Source organism: Streptomyces sp. NPDC036764 (genome assembly GCF_055609385.1).
This window is the reverse complement of record NZ_JBVJPT010000011.1, coordinates 224375-239171: the sequence shown is the minus strand read 5'-3', so window position 1 is coordinate 239171 and position 14797 is coordinate 224375. Positions and strand designations below refer to the sequence as shown.

Annotated in this window: 20 protein-coding genes; 6 read left to right on the top strand and 14 right to left on the bottom strand. The window is 68.6% G+C overall.

Annotated elements, in window-relative coordinates:
* Nucleotides 1-41: 41 nt before the first annotated feature.
* On the bottom strand, nt 42-452 hold the full coding sequence (locus ACZ69Q_RS32540; protein WP_471048781.1) for a hypothetical protein: 411 nt from the start codon (nt 450-452) through the stop codon (nt 42-44).
* Nucleotides 453-800: 348 nt separating this feature from the next.
* Between ACZ69Q_RS32540 and ACZ69Q_RS32535 the strand changes: the two genes are divergently transcribed.
* On the top strand, nt 801-1184 hold the full coding sequence (locus tag ACZ69Q_RS32535; RefSeq protein ID WP_471048780.1) for a nuclear transport factor 2 family protein: 384 nt from the start codon (nt 801-803) through the stop codon (nt 1182-1184).
* Between the two features lie 68 nt (nt 1185-1252).
* On the top strand, nt 1253-1540 hold the full coding sequence (locus ACZ69Q_RS32530) for a DUF1905 domain-containing protein (RefSeq protein WP_147994653.1): 288 nt from the start codon (nt 1253-1255) through the stop codon (nt 1538-1540).
* Here ACZ69Q_RS32530 and ACZ69Q_RS32525 read toward each other — a convergent pair.
* Nucleotides 1530-2453, bottom strand: a complete 924-nt coding sequence (locus ACZ69Q_RS32525; protein ID WP_471048778.1) for an AraC family transcriptional regulator — start codon at nt 2451-2453, stop codon at nt 1530-1532. The genes ACZ69Q_RS32530 and ACZ69Q_RS32525 overlap by 11 nt on opposite strands.
* A 101-nt stretch (nt 2454-2554) precedes the next feature.
* Here ACZ69Q_RS32525 and ACZ69Q_RS32520 point away from each other — a divergent pair, with 101 nt between their 5' ends.
* On the top strand, nt 2555-3538 hold the full coding sequence (locus tag ACZ69Q_RS32520) for an oxidoreductase (RefSeq protein ID WP_471048776.1): 984 nt from the start codon (nt 2555-2557) through the stop codon (nt 3536-3538).
* On the opposite strand, the gene mgrA is transcribed toward ACZ69Q_RS32520, so the two are convergent.
* The gene (gene mgrA / locus ACZ69Q_RS32515) at nt 3528-4520 is read right to left on the bottom strand and encodes an L-glyceraldehyde 3-phosphate reductase (RefSeq protein WP_471048774.1); all 993 of its coding nucleotides are present in this window, start codon (nt 4518-4520) and stop codon (nt 3528-3530) included. The genes ACZ69Q_RS32520 and mgrA overlap by 11 nt on opposite strands.
* Nucleotides 4521-4657: 137 nt before the next feature.
* On the opposite strand from mgrA, the gene ACZ69Q_RS32510 reads away from it, so the two are divergent.
* Both ACZ69Q_RS32510 and ACZ69Q_RS32505 read left to right on the top strand, forming a co-directional pair.
* The gene (locus ACZ69Q_RS32510) at nt 4658-5545 is read left to right on the top strand and encodes a LysR family transcriptional regulator (protein WP_471048772.1); all 888 of its coding nucleotides are present in this window, start codon (nt 4658-4660) and stop codon (nt 5543-5545) included.
* A 25-nt stretch (nt 5546-5570) separates the two neighbouring features.
* Nucleotides 5571-6080, top strand: coding sequence for a mycothiol transferase (locus ACZ69Q_RS32505; protein ID WP_471048769.1), 510 nt, complete (start codon nt 5571-5573; stop codon nt 6078-6080).
* A 13-nt stretch (nt 6081-6093) separates the two neighbouring features.
* On the opposite strand, the gene ACZ69Q_RS32500 is transcribed toward ACZ69Q_RS32505, so the two are convergent.
* Nucleotides 6094-7164, bottom strand: coding sequence for an adenosine deaminase (locus ACZ69Q_RS32500; protein WP_471048766.1), 1071 nt, complete (start codon nt 7162-7164; stop codon nt 6094-6096).
* A 56-nt stretch (nt 7165-7220) separates the two neighbouring features.
* Nucleotides 7221-7607: a VOC family protein gene (locus tag ACZ69Q_RS32495; protein WP_471048763.1), complete on the bottom strand. Its 387-nt coding sequence runs from the start codon at nt 7605-7607 to the stop codon at nt 7221-7223.
* Between the two features lie 134 nt (nt 7608-7741).
* On the opposite strand from ACZ69Q_RS32495, the gene ACZ69Q_RS32490 reads away from it, so the two are divergent.
* Nucleotides 7742-8200, top strand: coding sequence for a pyridoxamine 5'-phosphate oxidase family protein (locus ACZ69Q_RS32490; protein ID WP_471048760.1), 459 nt, complete (start codon nt 7742-7744; stop codon nt 8198-8200).
* 255 nt (nt 8201-8455) lie between these two features.
* Here ACZ69Q_RS32490 and ACZ69Q_RS32485 read toward each other — a convergent pair whose 3' ends face one another.
* The 9 genes from ACZ69Q_RS32485 to ACZ69Q_RS32445 form a co-directional block, all read right to left on the bottom strand.
* Complete coding sequence (locus ACZ69Q_RS32485; protein WP_471048953.1) at nt 8456-8647, bottom strand: DUF7848 domain-containing protein; 192 nt, start codon at nt 8645-8647, stop codon at nt 8456-8458.
* Nucleotides 8648-9016: 369 nt separating this feature from the next.
* On the bottom strand, nt 9017-9868 hold the full coding sequence (locus tag ACZ69Q_RS32480) for a helix-turn-helix domain-containing protein (RefSeq protein ID WP_471048756.1): 852 nt from the start codon (nt 9866-9868) through the stop codon (nt 9017-9019).
* Between the two features lie 13 nt (nt 9869-9881).
* On the bottom strand, nt 9882-10406 hold the full coding sequence (locus ACZ69Q_RS32475; protein WP_471048754.1) for a DUF6879 family protein: 525 nt from the start codon (nt 10404-10406) through the stop codon (nt 9882-9884).
* A complete protein-coding gene (locus ACZ69Q_RS32470) occupies nt 10378-10620 on the bottom strand; it encodes a hypothetical protein (RefSeq protein WP_471048950.1) in 243 nt (80 codons plus the stop codon). The genes ACZ69Q_RS32475 and ACZ69Q_RS32470 overlap by 29 nt, the downstream gene beginning before the upstream one ends.
* A gap of 190 nt (nt 10621-10810) precedes the next feature.
* A complete protein-coding gene (locus ACZ69Q_RS32465) occupies nt 10811-11413 on the bottom strand; it encodes a hypothetical protein (protein ID WP_471048752.1) in 603 nt (200 codons plus the stop codon).
* A 40-nt stretch (nt 11414-11453) separates the two neighbouring features.
* Complete coding sequence (locus ACZ69Q_RS32460) at nt 11454-12383, bottom strand: phage portal protein (protein WP_471048751.1); 930 nt, start codon at nt 12381-12383, stop codon at nt 11454-11456.
* A 361-nt stretch (nt 12384-12744) separates the two neighbouring features.
* Nucleotides 12745-13194 carry a phage terminase small subunit gene (locus ACZ69Q_RS32455; protein WP_471048750.1) on the bottom strand — a complete coding sequence of 150 codons (450 nt, stop codon included), beginning with the start codon at nt 13192-13194 and terminating at the stop codon, nt 12745-12747.
* A gap of 466 nt (nt 13195-13660) precedes the next feature.
* Nucleotides 13661-14266, bottom strand: a complete 606-nt coding sequence (locus ACZ69Q_RS32450; RefSeq protein ID WP_471048748.1) for a bifunctional DNA primase/polymerase — start codon at nt 14264-14266, stop codon at nt 13661-13663.
* A 273-nt stretch (nt 14267-14539) separates the two neighbouring features.
* Nucleotides 14540-14794, bottom strand: coding sequence for a hypothetical protein (locus ACZ69Q_RS32445; protein ID WP_471048746.1), 255 nt, complete (start codon nt 14792-14794; stop codon nt 14540-14542).
* Nucleotides 14795-14797 lie beyond the last annotated feature (3 nt).

Here is a 14797-nt window from a genome sequence, read left to right as displayed (position 1 = left end):
GGCGAGGCGGTTCGGCGGGCGGGGATCGCCTCGATGCGGGGTCAGGCGACGGGGACCACCAGGGCCGGGATGGTCCGCTGCATGCGCAGCGCGTCCACCGACTCGGCGAGCAGTTCGTACTCGGTGGTCTCGTCACTCAGGGCGATCCGCACCAGTCGGCCGGCGGCCAACTCGTCGGCGACCAGCTCCTGTTGGTCGGGGTCGCCGCACCAGGTGCGCAGGGCTGCGGGGATGTCGGGAACGGTGTCGGCGACCGGGACGAGCGAGCTGGGCGGGAAGTGCTCGGCCTCCGGTCGCGGGTCTAATCGCTCGGCGATCCAGGACGCCCGGTCGCGTAACCACCACAGGGCGAGGGCCAGGGTGGGTGCCCGGTAGGTTCCCAGGGGTACCCCGATACGCCGCCCGTCGCAGACGCCGTACGCGGTGACATGGCAAAGGAACTCGTCGTGCACGTAGCCTCCCCCGTGGTGCCGTGTTCGCCTGTCGGCGGACCTCGCTTTCCGTGCGGCTCGTGAGCGGTGCGTGAGGGCGCCGTCGCCCCATGTGACGCGCCCCCGTAGTTGAGTATGTTCACTACTGAAACACTGTCACCACGACTTTCCGGCCACTCTCCTGGCATATTCACAGCACTTGTTGGCCGAAACGCGACGAGGACACGTCAACCCCTGATCACAGGCCGAGCATTACCTCGGGCGTAATCGAGCTTTGCGGCGCGGGCGGGCATCGTTGCGGTACCGGGTCACCGAGACCGGGATCCGGTTCCTGAGCAGCAACGACGACCTCGTGGAGGCTGATCCGCCATGCCCGCGCACACCGATCGTTACGAGAACGCCGTCGCCCTCTACCTCGCGGCCTGGAACACCCGCGAGCCCGACGCCCTGGCCCGGGCGGTCGCCACGGCGTGGAGCCCGCAGGGCGGATACACCGACCCTCTCGCCGAGGTCCGCGGACACGAGGGGATCGTGGCCGTCATCTCGGCGGCGCACGCGAAATTCCCCGGCTTCGTCTTCCGGCTCACCGGGTCCGTCGAGGGCCACCACGACACGGCCCGCTTCTCCTGGGAGCTCGTGAGCGAAGTCGCCGGCTCGGCGCCGGTGGCGGGCTCCGATGTGATCACGCTGGATGCCGAGGGGCGGATCACGGCCGTGCTCGGCTTTCTGGACAGGGTGCCGGCCGAGGCGTGAGTTCCGCGATGAGTTTCCGCGCTCGCGGCGGTCTTCACCACACGACCACCGCGAGCGGAGGAACCACCATGACCACGACCGCCAAGCTCGACGAGGAGTTCACGGCCGTCCTGCGCAAGAGTCCGAACGAGGGCGGCTGGACCTATCTCGTCTGGCCGCGCAGCGTCGACTTCTTCGGCACCCGCGGGCTCGTCAAGGTCCGCGGCACGATCGACGGACACCCCTTCCGCAGTTCGTTCATGGCCCTGGGCGACGGCACGCACAAGCTGCCGGTGAAGGCCGACATCCGCAAAGCCATCGGCAAGGCGGAGGGCGACACGGTCACTGTCCGCCTGGAGGAGCGGATCAGCTCCTAGCGGCTTCCCGGTAGCGCCGGGGCGCGACGCCGACGGCCCGCTTGAAGGCGTTGCTGAAGGCACTTTCGGAGGTGTAGCCGACGGAACGGGCGAGCACCGCGACCGGGGCCGTGTCCTGCCTGAGGGCGCGAGCGGCCAGGCTCATGCGCCAGTTCAGCAGATACGTCAGGGGCGGCACCCCGGCCGCCTCCTTGAACCGTACGGCGAAGGTGGTCCGGGACATCGCGGCCGCCCGGGCCAGCTCCTCCAACTGCCAGGGGTGGCTCGGATCGCCGTGCATCAGGAGCAGGGCAGGGGCGAGCCGTTCGTCGGCCAGGGCGCGCAGCCAGCCCGGGGGCAGCCCCTCGGACTCGACGAGGCAGACCCGCAGCACCTGTACGAACATCAACTGGGCCAGATGGTCGGAGGCGAACTCGACACCGGCCCGGCGTGTCTTCACCTCCTCGGCCAACTGCCCGATCAGCCAGCGCAGCGCCGACGCCTCGGCCGCGTCGGACGTGACGTGGATCAGCTCCGGCAGCGCCCGGCGCAGCAGTTCGCCGCTGTCCCGGCTCAGGTCGATGTGCCCGGAGACGCAGGCGACGTCCTCGTCCGTGCCGTCACCGAGCCGCGCCGTCCGGCTGACGGTGTCCACGGTGACATCGGCGGAGTCCAGCGGTTCGACGCCGAGCTCGCTGCACAGGACGTACGGCCGGCGCCCGTCGGAGACCACCACGTCCCCCTCGGACAGCTTCAACGGCTCGCCGCCGTCCTCGCGGACCAGCAGACAGGTGCCCCGCACCACGGCTACGACCTTCAGCTTGTCGCGCCCGCGCAGCCGGATCGCCCAGGTGCCGCCGGCGGTGAAGCCACCGGAGAACACGCTGCGGGCATCGGCGACGGCGAGGGCCTCGGACAGCGGATCTGCGGTCATGCTCGAACTATCACGCAAGTAATGCGGATTCTCAAGTATTCATCGTACGGAACCGCGTCCTTACGGTGGTCTGGTCGGCTCACGTTGAGGAGATACGCACCATGACCACCGCACAGCACCCCCTGCCCTCCGGCTTCGGCGCCGCGTCCACCGCCGAGGAGGTGATCAAGGGGGTACACCTGACCGGCAAGGTCGCGATCGTCACCGGCGGCTACTCCGGCATCGGCCTGGAGACGGCCCGGGTGCTGCGCTCGGCCGGCGCCGAGGTCGTCGTACCGGCGCGGGACCTGGAGCGGGCACGCGCCGCGCTGCAGGACGTGCCCGGGGCCGAGGTCGAGTACCTGGACCTGCTGGACCCGGCGTCGATCGACGCCTTCGCGGAGAAGTTCCTGGCCTCCGGGCGTCCGCTGCACATCCTGGTCAACAGCGCCGGGATCATGGCGACCCCGCTGACCCGGGACCCGCGCGGGTACGAGGCGCAGTTCGCCACCAACCATCTGGGGCACTTCCACCTGGTCGCCCGGCTGTGGCCCGCGCTGGTCGCGGCCGACGGGGCGCGGGTCGTGTCCGTGTCCTCACGGGGCATCCGCTTCGGCAACGTCGACTTCGACGACCTGCACTTCGAGCACCGGCCCTACGAGCCCTTCGTCGCCTACGGCCAGTCCAAGACGGCCAACGCGCTCTTCGCCGTGGAACTGGACCGGCGCGGGCGGGCCGAGGGAGTACGGGCCTTCTCCCTGCACCCCGGCACGATCATCGAGACCGGCCTGGCCAAGCACGTCTCCGCGGAGGTCGTCCGGGCGGCCGGTGTCCTCGACGAGCACGGGCGGCCCGTACGGGACCCGTCCCGCCAGCTCAAGACGGTGGAGCAGGGGGCCGCCACCAGCGTCTGGTGCGCCACGAGCCCGCAACTGGCCGCACTCGGCGGGGTCTACTGCGAGAACTGCGACGTCAGCCCCCTGGTGGCCGACGCCGACGAGGCCGAATGGCGCGCCGGGGCGGAGACGCCGGGCGTGCTGTCCTACGCCGTGGACCCAGAGGCGGCGGCCCGCCTCTGGGAGGTCAGCGAGCGCCTTACGGCTTGAGAATCGCCTCGATCCGGGCCAGTTCCTCGGCGTCGAAGTCCAGGTTGCGGGTCGCGGCGACGCTGTCCTCGATCTGCTGCGCGCTGCTCGCGCCGACCAGCGCAGAGGTCACCCGGCCGCCGCGCAGCACCCAGGCCAGGGCGAGCTGGGCCAGCGTCTGGCCACGGGACTTGGCGATCTCGTCGAGCGCGCGCAGCTTGCCGAGCAGCTCGTCGGTGATCGCGTCGGCGTTCAGGAACGGACTGCCGCTCGCGGCCCGCGAGTCCTTCGGGATGCCGTCGAGGTAGCGGGAGGTGAGCTGGCCCTGCGCCAGCGGGGAGAAGACGATCGAGCCGACCTGGAGTTCGTCCAGGGCGTCGAGGAGACCCTCTTCCTCCGGGCGGCGGTTCAGCATCGAGTAGGCGGGCTGGTGGATGAGCAGCGGGGTGCCCAGCTCGCCCAGGATGCGAGCGGCCTCGCGGGTCTGCTCGGGCGAGTAGTTGGAGACGCCGACGTAGAGCGCCTTGCCCTGCTGCACAGCCGAGTGCAGGGCGCCCATCGTCTCCTCCAGCGGAGTCTCCGGGTCCGGGCGGTGCGAGTAGAAGATGTCGACGTAGTCCAGGCCCATCCGCTTCAGGCTCTGGTCCAGCGAGGACAGCACGTACTTGCGCGAGCCCCACTCGCCGTACGGGCCGGGCCACATCAGATAGCCGGCCTTGGTGGAGATGATCATCTCGTCGCGGTACGGCGCGAAGTCCGTCCGCAGAGCCTCGCCGAACGCCGACTCGGCGGCGCCGGGCGGCGGGCCGTAGTTGTTGGCCAGGTCGAAGTGCGTGACGCCGAGGTCGAAGGCGCGGCGCAGGATGGCCCGCTGGGTCTCCACCGGGCGGTCCGGACCGAAGTTGTGCCACAGTCCGAGGGACAGCGCGGGAAGCTTCAGGCCGCTGCGTCCGGTGCGCCGGTAGGGCATGTCCGCGTAGCGGTCGGTGTGTGCGGTGTACAACGCGACTCCAGAGGGGTTGGCACACGAAGGACGGCTCCGAAGAGCCGGTATTCCAGTCGCCGTCCATGCTGTCGCGACCTGCGGGCAGTGGTCCAACAGGTAAATCAGATGGGATTGAGCGGCTACGCTGCTCAATCATGGAACTGCGCCATCTCCAGCATTTCGTGGCGGTCGCCGAGGACCAGCACTTCACCCGGGCGGCCGAGCGCCTGATGGTCTCCCAGTCGGGCCTGTCGGCCTCGATCCGGGCACTCGAGCGGGAGTTGCAGACCCCCCTGTTCGTACGCACGACCCGCCGCGTGACGCTCACCCCGGCCGGCCGTGCCCTGCTGTGCGAGGCCGAGCGGATCCTGGCGCAGGTGCGGTCCGCCCACGAGGCGGTCGCCGCGGTGCAGGGCGTCCTGCGCGGGATGCTGGCGCTCGGTTCCGAGCAGTGCATCGCCGGGGTGCATGTGGCCGGGCTGCTCGCGGCCTTCCGGCGAGAGCATCCGGACGTGGAGATCTGTCTGCGGCAGGCGGGCTCGGGGGCGCTGGCGGAGGAGGTCGCGGCCGGCCGCCTCGATCTGGCCTTCGCCGTGCGGACCGCGCAGGAGGACACCGACCAGTTGCGGGTCGTACCGCTGACCAGTGAGCCGATGACCGTCCTGTGCCATCCGAGCCACCGCCTGGCCCTGGCCGGAGCCGCGGTCACCCCGGAGGACCTGGGCGGGGAGGTCTTCGTCGACTTCCACCCGGACTGGGGGCCGCGCCGCGCCACCGACGCGGTGTTCGCCGCCGCGGGCGTACGGCGGACCGTGTCCCTGGAGGTCAACGACGTGCACAGCCTTCTGGACCTGGTGGACGAGGACCTCGGCGTCGCCGTCGTGCCGCGCCACTTCCGGCACAAGCGGCCGTCCCTGACCGCCCTGCCGGTGAAGGACGCGGGCGAGACCGTCTACGAGACGGTCGCCCTGCTGCCGCCCGCGCAGGCCACCAGCCCGGCGGCCCGGGCGCTGATGGCGCTGCTGGAAACGGAAGGCGCCTGACGGACGGGTGCGCGATGGTGGAGCCATGCATGCGAAGGACATCCTCATCGACGGGTACAACCGCATCCAGGAAGAAGTCCACGCCGCCGTCGAGGGCCTCGGCCCGGACGAGCTCAGCGCCCGCCCCTCCCCCGACGCCAACTCCGTCGCCTGGCTGATCTGGCATCTCACCCGGGTCCAGGACGATCACATCGCCGACGCCTTCGACCTCGACCAGGTGTGGCTGACGCAGGACTACCAGAAGACCTTCGGCCTCGACCTGCCGCGCCACGACACCGGATACGGCCACACCCCGGCGAAGGTCGCCAAGGTGCGCGTCGAGACCGGTGACCTGCTGACCGGCTACTACGACGCTGTGCACGCCCAGACCCTCGGACAACTGCGCGAGGTGGCCGCCAGGGATCTGGAACGGGTCGTCGACGAACGCTGGGATCCGCCGGTCACCCTGGGCGTACGGCTGGTCAGCGTCCTGTCCGACGATCTCCAGCACGTCGGACAGGCCGCCTATGTGCGGGGGCTGCTGCTGAACGCGTAGCCCCCGGGCCGGCTCAGAGCGCGGCCGCGTACCCCGGCAGGACCACGTCGTCGATGAGGGCCTTGCGCTCATCGAACGGGATGAACGCGCTCTTCAGGGCGTTCAGGGTGACCGTGCGCAGGTCCTCCACCGTCCAGCCGGCCTCCTCGACCAGCAGCGACATCTCCCGGGTCATCGTCGTCCCCGACACCAGACGGTTGTCGGTGTTGAGGGTGACCCTGAAGCCCAGGTCCTTCAGCGCGGTGATCGGGTGCCCGGCTATGGAGGTGGCGGCGCCGGTCTGGAGGTTGGACGTCGGACACATCTCCAGGGCGATACGGCGGTCGCGCACCCAGCCCGCGAGGCGGCCGAGCTTGCCGTCGACGATGTCGTCGGTGATGCGGACGCCGTGGCCGATGCGCTGGGCGCCGCAGATCTGCAGGGCCTGGTGGATGCTGGACAGGCCGTCGGCCTCACCGGCGTGGATGGTGAACGGCACGTTCTCACGGCGCAGGTACTCGAAGGCGTCCCGGTGGTCGGCGGCGGGGAAGCCGGCCTCGGCACCGGCGATGTCGAAGCCGACGACACCGGCGTCCCGGAAGGCCACGGCCGCGTCGGCCGCCTCGCGCACCCGGTCGAACATCCGCATCCCGCACAGCAGGGTGCCGACGCGCACCGGGGTCCCCGCGGCAGCGGCCTTCGCCATACCGGCGGCGAGGCCCTCCTGGACGGTCTCGACGACCTCGGCGAGGGTCAGCCCGCCGTTGGTGTTCAGCTCGGGCGCGTAGCGGACCTCGCCGTACACGACACCGTCGGCGGCCAGGTCGAGGACGTACTCCTCGGCGGTGCGCAGCAGGCCCTCGCGGGTCTGCATCACGGCGAGGGTGTGCTCGAAGGTGGCGATGTAGCGGACCAGGTCGCCGGAGTTCGCGGCCTCGAAGTACCAGGCGGCGAGCTCGTCCGGGTCGGTGGTGGGCAGGGTGTGCCCGACCTCGGCCGCGAGCTCCACCACGGTGGCGGGGCGCAGGCCGCCGTCGAGGTGGTCGTGCAGGACGGCCTTGGGGAGACGGCGGATCACGTCGGCGTCTACGCGCGTAGCGGTCATGGTGCGGTCTTTCTTTGAGCGGGGCGGTTCGAAGCTGCGGGAGGAGCGGGAGGGGATCAGTCCGCGGGCTGGAGCAGATCCCAGCGGTTGCCGTACAGGTCCTGGAAGACGGCGACCGAGCCGTACGGCTCGTGGCGGGGCTCCTCCAGGAAGGTCACGCCGGCGGCGAGCATGCGGGCGTGGTCACGGGCGAAGTCGTCGGTGTGCAGGAAGAACCCGACCCGCCCGCCGGTCTGGTCGCCGACCCGGGCACTCTGCTCGTCCCCCTTGGCCCGGGCCAGCACCAGCGCGGTGCCCTGGTCGCCGGGCTGGACGACGACCCAGCGGGAGCCGTCCGGGCGCGGGGCGTCCTCGACGAGCCGGAAGCCGAGGGCTTCGGTGTAGAAGCGGATCGCCTCGTCGTAGTCGTCGACGACGAGGGTGACCAGGGCGATGCGTCTCATCGGGGCCTTCCGGGAGGTTCGATTGACGGGAGAGGTTATACGTAAAACCTACGCGGCGCCAGTCACCACCGGAACCTGAGCCCTACGCCTGCCGCCCAAGGTGCGCGAAGCGGCCGGCGGCTGGCGTTCCCGGCATGACGATCATGGATGAGCCGCGCAGCCCGGAGCGACGCAGGCAGGACGTTCTGGACCGGCTGGAGCGGGAGACGGACATCTGGGTTGCGTCGGCGGACGGCGACGGGGTGCCCTGTCTGGTCGCGCTGTGGTTCGTCTGGGACGGCGATGCACTCTGGCTGGCCATCCGCCCGGGCAACCCCACGGGCCGCAACCTCGCCGCCGGCCGCCGCACCAGGCTGGCCTTCGGGGACACGCGTGACGTCGTCCTCATCGACGGCGAGGTCGAGGTCCACGCCCGCGACGAGGTGCCGGCCGCGGCGGCCGCGGCGTTCCACGCGAAGACCGGCTGGGATCCGCGCGGCGAGTCCGCCACGTACGCCTACTACCGGGTCCGCCCGCACGCGGTGCAGGCTTGGCACGAGGTGCGCGAGCTGCCGCAGCGGCATCTGATGCGAAACGGAACCTGGCTTGTCTGAACAAGTTCCGTCCGTACGTCCCCGCGACATCCAATGCCTGCACGAGTGTTACCCAAGGGTAATCCCTGATGGTTTGATGTGCGGCGCCACTCAACCCCCTTCGATCACAGGGAGATCCAGTGACGCTCTTCGCACATCGCCGTGCACAGGGCTCGGTCGTGCTCGCGCTCTCGCTCGCCACCGCCGGCCTCACTCGACTCACCAACCCCTGCCGCGCCCACCGTGAGCCGGCGCACGGGGCGCCAGTCCGCGGGTCTAGGGGGTGTTCTGTCGTGGCACTAGGAACCAAGTCGCCTGACTGACAGTGCGGAAAAGGGTGTGGCCCTGACGTTCCTTGGCGTGGTTCTCGGTCCACTCCTGAACGCAGCTCTCGTCGTGACTGACCTCAAGGCATCTGGTGCACTCAACGAACTGCTGAACAGGCAACCCCGTACTCTTCAACACCATCGTCAGCGGGGGGTGCAAGGCGCTCATTCGCCCCGCCCCGCAAGGGCAGACATCCACTGCATCCGTCGCCTAGTTAGCCACTCGCTACTGAGATCAGCGTCGGTCGCCTCGCGCGTCCATTTCTCGTCGACGTCCCACTCTCGGCCGCCATTGAGCGGCCGAAGGAAGTAGCGGGTCCCCGTGACGCCCCGGAACTCTCCAAGCAGGCTGCGCGCGGTATCCACCATGGCCGTTCCTACGGCCGGCGGTTTTCTTGAATCCGGGAGCGGCACGGCGCCTCCTAATCCCCTACTGCGATCACCTGGCAATGCCAGTGTGACGAATGGCAGAGAGGAGGTTCCACGACGTTCTACGGAATTCTATGCGGCTTCAGTCGAGCGAGTTGATTGCTGCGGAAATGAGTGACCTCGCCGGCGCTCCGTACACCGCAAGAGCTGCCATCTCGTCGAAGGCGTGGGCGTACTGAGCGATCTCACCGGGCGCCGTCACGGTGACTGCTGCCGTCAGCAACTCCACGTGGACGCGCTCCTCGTCGAAGACGGTGAACGTCTCCAACGTCCACATGTCCCGCGGCTGTCCCGCAGGAACGACGCCGACGGACACGGCCGGCAGCGCCATGACGGAGAGCAGATAGCCCAGTTGCCCCGCCATCGTGGCGGAGTCGCCGACGACGTGACGTAGGACGGACTCCTCCAGGAGGATCGCGAACCGGTGGTCGCCCTCACGGATGATGTGGGAGCGCTCGACGCGCGCTGAAGCAGCGTCGGCGACGTCGTCCGGCGTCCCGTGGACGCGCGCAATGATCCCCAGGAGAGCGGCGGCGTACTCGTAGGTCTGGAGGAACCCCGGGATTACGGTCGAGCTGTAGACGCGGAACTGACGCGTTCGCTCGTACAGCGGGATGCGCGACTCCTGGAGTCGTCGGAGCCCGGTGCGTTGGACCCGGCGCCACTCCAGGTACATGGAGTCAGCCGTACGGTTCGCGGCGAGGAGATCCGGGATTCGATCCTGTGCCTCGCACGCCAGGCACCACGCGCGGATGTCCTCGTCTGATGGTGGTGTCGTGGCGCTCTGGAGGCGGGACACCTTCGACGGCTGCCATCCCGCGCGTGACGCAACCTCCCTACCCGACAGGCCAGCGTCGCGTCGGATCTCGCGGAGTTGCTCCGCAATCGCACGGCGGGCGGCGTCGAGTGCCGTCGACGGGTAGGGAGACTGCATCAGTTGGCGTCGCTCAGATCTGGTAGTCGTCGTGCGGGATGGCTCGCTCCCAGACCGCTTCGAACGCCTCCGCGTGACGCTTCACGACGTCCTCTGCGTCCTCCATGAAGTCTTCGACGAACCGTCCGTCACCCGCGAACAGGCTGAATCGGATCAGCCGGTCGTCGAAGATCCACAGATCGTTGCCCGGGAGCAGGAGGTCCGACGCCAGACGGCGCGGGAGCCACCGCACGGCTTCGCCGGCCGCGATGTTCTGCGGCGTGCATGAGTGCTCGTACCGGATGTACGCGCTCGCCGGCTCCGAGACGACGCGAGCACGGCGCATGACGACTCCGCGGCTGACAGCGTCCGCTACAACGTCATGGAAGCCGTTCCACCACGACGAGCGGTCGTCGAGGTCGTACCGGTGCCCCTTGCGCCAGGCGGCGAAGTCCGCATCTTCCTCCACAACGCCGTAGACGTCGCGCGTCTCCAGGTGGACGGCGGAGCGCGAGCACCCGGCGAGCAACTCAGCGAACGGCGGAACCGTCTGTGGCATCGAGCGCCTCCCTGATCTGCTGCGCCATACGTACGGGCAGCCGGACGACTGCCTCACTGTCGGGGATAGGTCCCGTCGCAAGGCATTCTGCCTGGAGAGCCTCGCCCGCCTTCCATCCCTGGAACACGAACTCTTGCATCTCGTCGTCGAGCCACACGGTGGGGCAGTGGTCGCCGTTCGTCTCGGGGTCCTTGCCGAATGATCGTAGAGCCATGGTGTCCTCCGTCGGCACGCGGATTGCGCAATGTTCTATGGCCATCACGCCCACAGTCTCTAGCGTCAAGGGCGCGTAGAACCCTGTGCGCGGACATGGCTAGATCTAGTCGACCGAGACGCCAAACTCCTCATCCGGGCGGCAGAACGCGAAAAGCCCCCGCCGGACGAGCAACCGGCGGGGGCTCTATCTATCGGGCTCTCAGCGATCTCCGTAGGGGTGGATAGACGTGATCGCCCGTCCACCCGGACAGGCGTCCGGGGGCAGTAACGAGGCAGTCACAGCCCGGATGGATCGGAGCAAGGTCGCGCTTGTGGTACCGCTGCGTCGAAGCGATCATGCAGAGCGCACAGTCGTACTCGCCTTGCAGCCCTCGGACCGTGTACTCGAAGCGCGGGAGATCCGCGGCCACCTCCCGCACGGTGTGCGTACGGGCTAGCTGGAGGTCGGTCTTCGCGATCGTCTCCAGGCGGTGGGCTCCGCGGGCGACGGCAGCGTCCAGGGAAGCGCCGTCGGAGAGTGCCGTCCAGACTTCCTTGAACGGTCGCTCGTAGACGTCCACGGGAGCTACGCCGCGCAGGGACTTGCCCGTCACGGCGTCGAGGTTCAGCTTCACGCGTCGTGGGCGCGAGCCCGTGTCGCGGTAGAGCTGCTCCAGGTAGGACGCCGTGAGCGTCGCTATCTGCCGCTCGCCGGCCAGGAAGATCGGGAGCGTCGTGCGCTGGAATGGCTCGACGTCGGCATCGTGCCAGGACCGGAGGTCGGTCCATGAGCGGCCGAGACGCCCGAGCACGGTAGCCCAGACGCTTCGGACGGCCGCACCGTACTGACGGTCAAACCGCGTTAGCGTCTGCGCCATCGTCATCCCTCGTGATCACGGTGCGCTGGTCGCGAGCGGCACGGGCGTCGTCGAGGGACGTGGGCTGAGGAGCGGCAGCGTCCACGGCAGCCTGCGCGTTGATCGCATCCGCAGCGCGATCGATCTCCATGCGCGCAATCTGCGTCGGCGTGTACTGCATATCCTCCATGCGCTGACGCCACGGGACGCCGGCCGTCGACTTCTTCACGGCAGCATCAGCGAGCTCCGCTACGGAACGCGACTCCGGGTCACGCCAGATCGTCTCCGCGGTGTAGGCCGTCGCACGCTGCTCGTCGCCCAGAATGCGGAAAGCGAGCCTCATGACCGCTTCCCACGACTCGCCGAAGTTTCTCTGACGGTCTCTGGCCTTCGACACGAGACCCGTCTCCGCAGCCTTGAGGGCGTCGCCGGAGACGTTCACGACGGCGCCGATCAGGTAGTGCGGAGGCGTGCGGCTGATAGCCGCGAGATCCTGCACGGCAGCCTGTACGGCCGCGACGTACGGCTTGAGGTCAGTCGCGGCGAACTCGCCGAACTTGACCTCCGGGTCGTCCGTCGTCCAGAGACGCCGGATGTCGAGTTGGAAGGGCTGAATCGGCTTGCCGGTCAGCGGGTCTTCACCCACCTCCAAGCCTGCGGCCCAACGCTGTCTGAAGGCGCCGTACTTCATAGCGGCGAGCAGGTTGATCAGGCTCAGAGTGATCCGGTTTTGGATCGTCAGCACGTCTTCGTGCTCCGCGAAGCCGCTCAACCGGCGGTTGCGGCGGTTGATGAAGGGGATAAGCGGAACGGCCTTCAGGTCGTTCGTGCGCTCGCCGTCAGTGGAGCTCGGGAGGGCGAAGGCGTCCCAGCCGCGGAGCGACGCTGCGTTGCCGGAGAACACGGGTGCCTGCGACCTCGTCATGAAGTCGTAGATCTTGTCGGGCGTCCAGAGCGTCGCGCGTCTCCGCCCTCCGCCCAGCCGGCGAAGCGCGCGGGACCGAAGGCTTCGAAGAGGCCGATACGGGCACCGAGTCCGCTCTTGTCACAACCCTTCGGGCGGGAGAAGAACGCGGAGTCGTAGAGGAGTCGGCCGGCGTCATCGTCGACGGCGTAGCAGTCGACCACAAAGCCCGTGTATTCGTCGCCGTGGCGTACGGGCTCGCCCTGGACGTCACCGGGACCGTGGACGACAAAGTGTTCCATCCATGCGACCGCGAGCCACCCTAGGGAGCGGTTGCGGTCATGACCGGGGGCGCGCACAACAGCACGCGGCATCCGGTCTCCTAACCAGTCAGGCGGGCACGCCGCGAGTTGATGTCAGAGACGTTGTCGGGGCGCTGCGTCGTCGAGGGGCGCGCGGGAGCCGTCGGGTCGTCGACCTTCAGCTTCAGCCTGGCCCTGTCTTCGGGCGTGGCGCCGAACTTCGCGGAGCGCATGCGCACTTCGGAGAGGAACTCCCACTTTCCCTTCGTCCACGCCGTGTGATGCATCAGGGCTGCGTCCAGGAGGAACGCCCAGTCGGTCTCAAGGAACGTCGCAGCCATCGGCGAGATGCGCCAGGTGTGCCACCACCGAACGGTCATCTCGTGCCACTCCTCGTCGCCCGGGAGAACGCCCTCCGGGAGCTCCGGACCACGGAGTTCGCCGTCGTTGACGATGACCGTCTCGGGATCGGTGGCGTTGCGCCGACGGCGCTTCGTTGGGTCCTTCGGGGCGGGGCCACGTCCGGCCATGAGTACCCCCCTCCAATCTCGAATGTAGTTGGCTGCCAACCACGAAAAGTTGGTTCCTGCTTACAAACAACTTTGGTGCAACTCCCGACCAATGGGTGCGAGTTGTACCGTTATGCATGTGCAGAACCAGCACGGGACGTGCACCTCGTGACCTGGGGCTTTGCTCGCATCTGACGCGTCAACCACCCCGAAATTGAGGGTGGTTCAACGTGGCGCCCTCTACTCCCGTACGTATGCAGTCAGCAGGCCAGGCACGGAGCCTCTCCGACCCTGATCGTCGAAGGCAGGTCCCATGGACGCGGTTCAGTGGGGTGCGGCAGCACTCGTATCGCTCACGCTCGCCGGCGCCCTGATTGGTCGAGCACTGGACAAGGTGCCGTCCATCTCGAAGAAGACCATCACAGCACTTAGGGCAGTCCGCGAAGTACGCGACGAGCTCCACAAATTCCGTACCGCAACCCCGCGGTCACCGAAGAAGGCAGTCGACGAGCCCGGACAGGTCGCCGAGCAGTGACGGGGAAGAGCCGTGGCGGCGCCCCGTCATTGCGATGTACCGGCCGGTCCCGTAGATCTCCACGGCCGTTCCGTCGGGGCGTCGGATGCGGCGTCCCTGCCGGACATCCGCACGGCCCCAGATGTGCAAGCCATCGCCGGACGGGGACACCTCTACGTAGGTGGCGCCCGCGTCGCGGATGATGGCTGCGGCCCACGGGGCGAGTCGCCCGGTGAGTGGGTTCAAGCAGTGGTCCAGGTCGATACAGACCACGTCGTCGACGTCGGAGAGGACGAAGCCAAGTCCAACGCCCGCCACGGACTCCGCGGCGTTCCTGTAGGTGCTCCACGTGCGTGCGTCAGTGCTTGACGCGGCCCTGCCGGTCGTCGTCAGCGGACGCTTGTCGCCGGCTCGACGGACCCACCTGTCGCGGGTCGTCAGCTCCATCGGGATGACACGCTTCTTCGTTGCGCGGTGCGCGGCGACGCGACACCGGGTGGAGCACGTCCGGGCGTCGGCACGAGCAGCAAGAGGCATGTCGCCTCCGCAGTTCGCGCACAGTCGCTCGGTCCTCATCATGACTCCATTGTAGGTGCGGCGTGTAACACTTACAAGCCTCTGACCTGCGAAGTTCGAATCCGTCAGGACAGGCGGCGAGTAACGCTTACGGCCTAGGTCGGCGCTCAGATGCCCCCAGGAAGCCCTGTGCGGCCGTCTGCCCGGCCTACCGGCCAGGGGGCCTAGCCGTTACGTTTTGGATCCCCAGACCCGTACAGACGGAGGGGCCCAGCACCTTTACGGTTCGGAGACCCTCCCGGAGGGGGTCACCCCCTGGTCACGGGCCGTCGCTCGCTAGTCGATCTTCGCTGCGAAGCCGGCGCGAGGCTCTCGACGATCACCGTCCGCGAGCTCACCGCGGATCTCCAGGCGACTCGGGATCAAGGTCAGCGTGATCGTCGTGCACGTCGTTCCGTCGTGACCGACGCTGATCTTCGGCGCCTTTGCGAGACGACCGATGTCAACTCCGTTCACGCTCACGCGCGTTACCACGACGCCATCAGCGCCTGTGTCGTCTGCCTCCTCCAGCACCACATGGGCACCGCTCATGGG

Coding starts and splice junctions, on each gene's coding strand:
- ACZ69Q_RS32445 (WP_471048746.1), bottom strand. CDS start 14,794: ATGAGCGGTGCCCATGTGGTGCTGGAGGAGGCAGACGACACAGGCGCT.
- ACZ69Q_RS32500 (WP_471048766.1), bottom strand. CDS start 7,164: ATGACCGCTACGCGCGTAGACGCCGACGTGATCCGCCGTCTCCCCAAG.
- ACZ69Q_RS32505 (WP_471048769.1), top strand. CDS start 5,571: ATGCATGCGAAGGACATCCTCATCGACGGGTACAACCGCATCCAGGAA.
- ACZ69Q_RS32535 (WP_471048780.1), top strand. CDS start 801: ATGCCCGCGCACACCGATCGTTACGAGAACGCCGTCGCCCTCTACCTC.
- ACZ69Q_RS32525 (WP_471048778.1), bottom strand. CDS start 2,453: ATGACCGCAGATCCGCTGTCCGAGGCCCTCGCCGTCGCCGATGCCCGC.
- ACZ69Q_RS32475 (WP_471048754.1), bottom strand. CDS start 10,406: ATGCCACAGACGGTTCCGCCGTTCGCTGAGTTGCTCGCCGGGTGCTCG.
- ACZ69Q_RS32520 (WP_471048776.1), top strand. CDS start 2,555: ATGACCACCGCACAGCACCCCCTGCCCTCCGGCTTCGGCGCCGCGTCC.
- ACZ69Q_RS32480 (WP_471048756.1), bottom strand. CDS start 9,868: ATGCAGTCTCCCTACCCGTCGACGGCACTCGACGCCGCCCGCCGTGCG.
- ACZ69Q_RS32470 (WP_471048950.1), bottom strand. CDS start 10,620: ATGGCTCTACGATCATTCGGCAAGGACCCCGAGACGAACGGCGACCAC.
- ACZ69Q_RS32455 (WP_471048750.1), bottom strand. CDS start 13,194: ATGGCCGGACGTGGCCCCGCCCCGAAGGACCCAACGAAGCGCCGTCGG.
- ACZ69Q_RS32460 (WP_471048751.1), bottom strand. CDS start 12,383: ATGACGAGGTCGCAGGCACCCGTGTTCTCCGGCAACGCAGCGTCGCTC.
- ACZ69Q_RS32490 (WP_471048760.1), top strand. CDS start 7,742: ATGACGATCATGGATGAGCCGCGCAGCCCGGAGCGACGCAGGCAGGAC.
- ACZ69Q_RS32450 (WP_471048748.1), bottom strand. CDS start 14,266: ATGATGAGGACCGAGCGACTGTGCGCGAACTGCGGAGGCGACATGCCT.
- ACZ69Q_RS32510 (WP_471048772.1), top strand. CDS start 4,658: ATGGAACTGCGCCATCTCCAGCATTTCGTGGCGGTCGCCGAGGACCAG.
- ACZ69Q_RS32530 (WP_147994653.1), top strand. CDS start 1,253: ATGACCACGACCGCCAAGCTCGACGAGGAGTTCACGGCCGTCCTGCGC.
- ACZ69Q_RS32495 (WP_471048763.1), bottom strand. CDS start 7,607: ATGAGACGCATCGCCCTGGTCACCCTCGTCGTCGACGACTACGACGAG.
- ACZ69Q_RS32485 (WP_471048953.1), bottom strand. CDS start 8,647: ATGGTGTTGAAGAGTACGGGGTTGCCTGTTCAGCAGTTCGTTGAGTGC.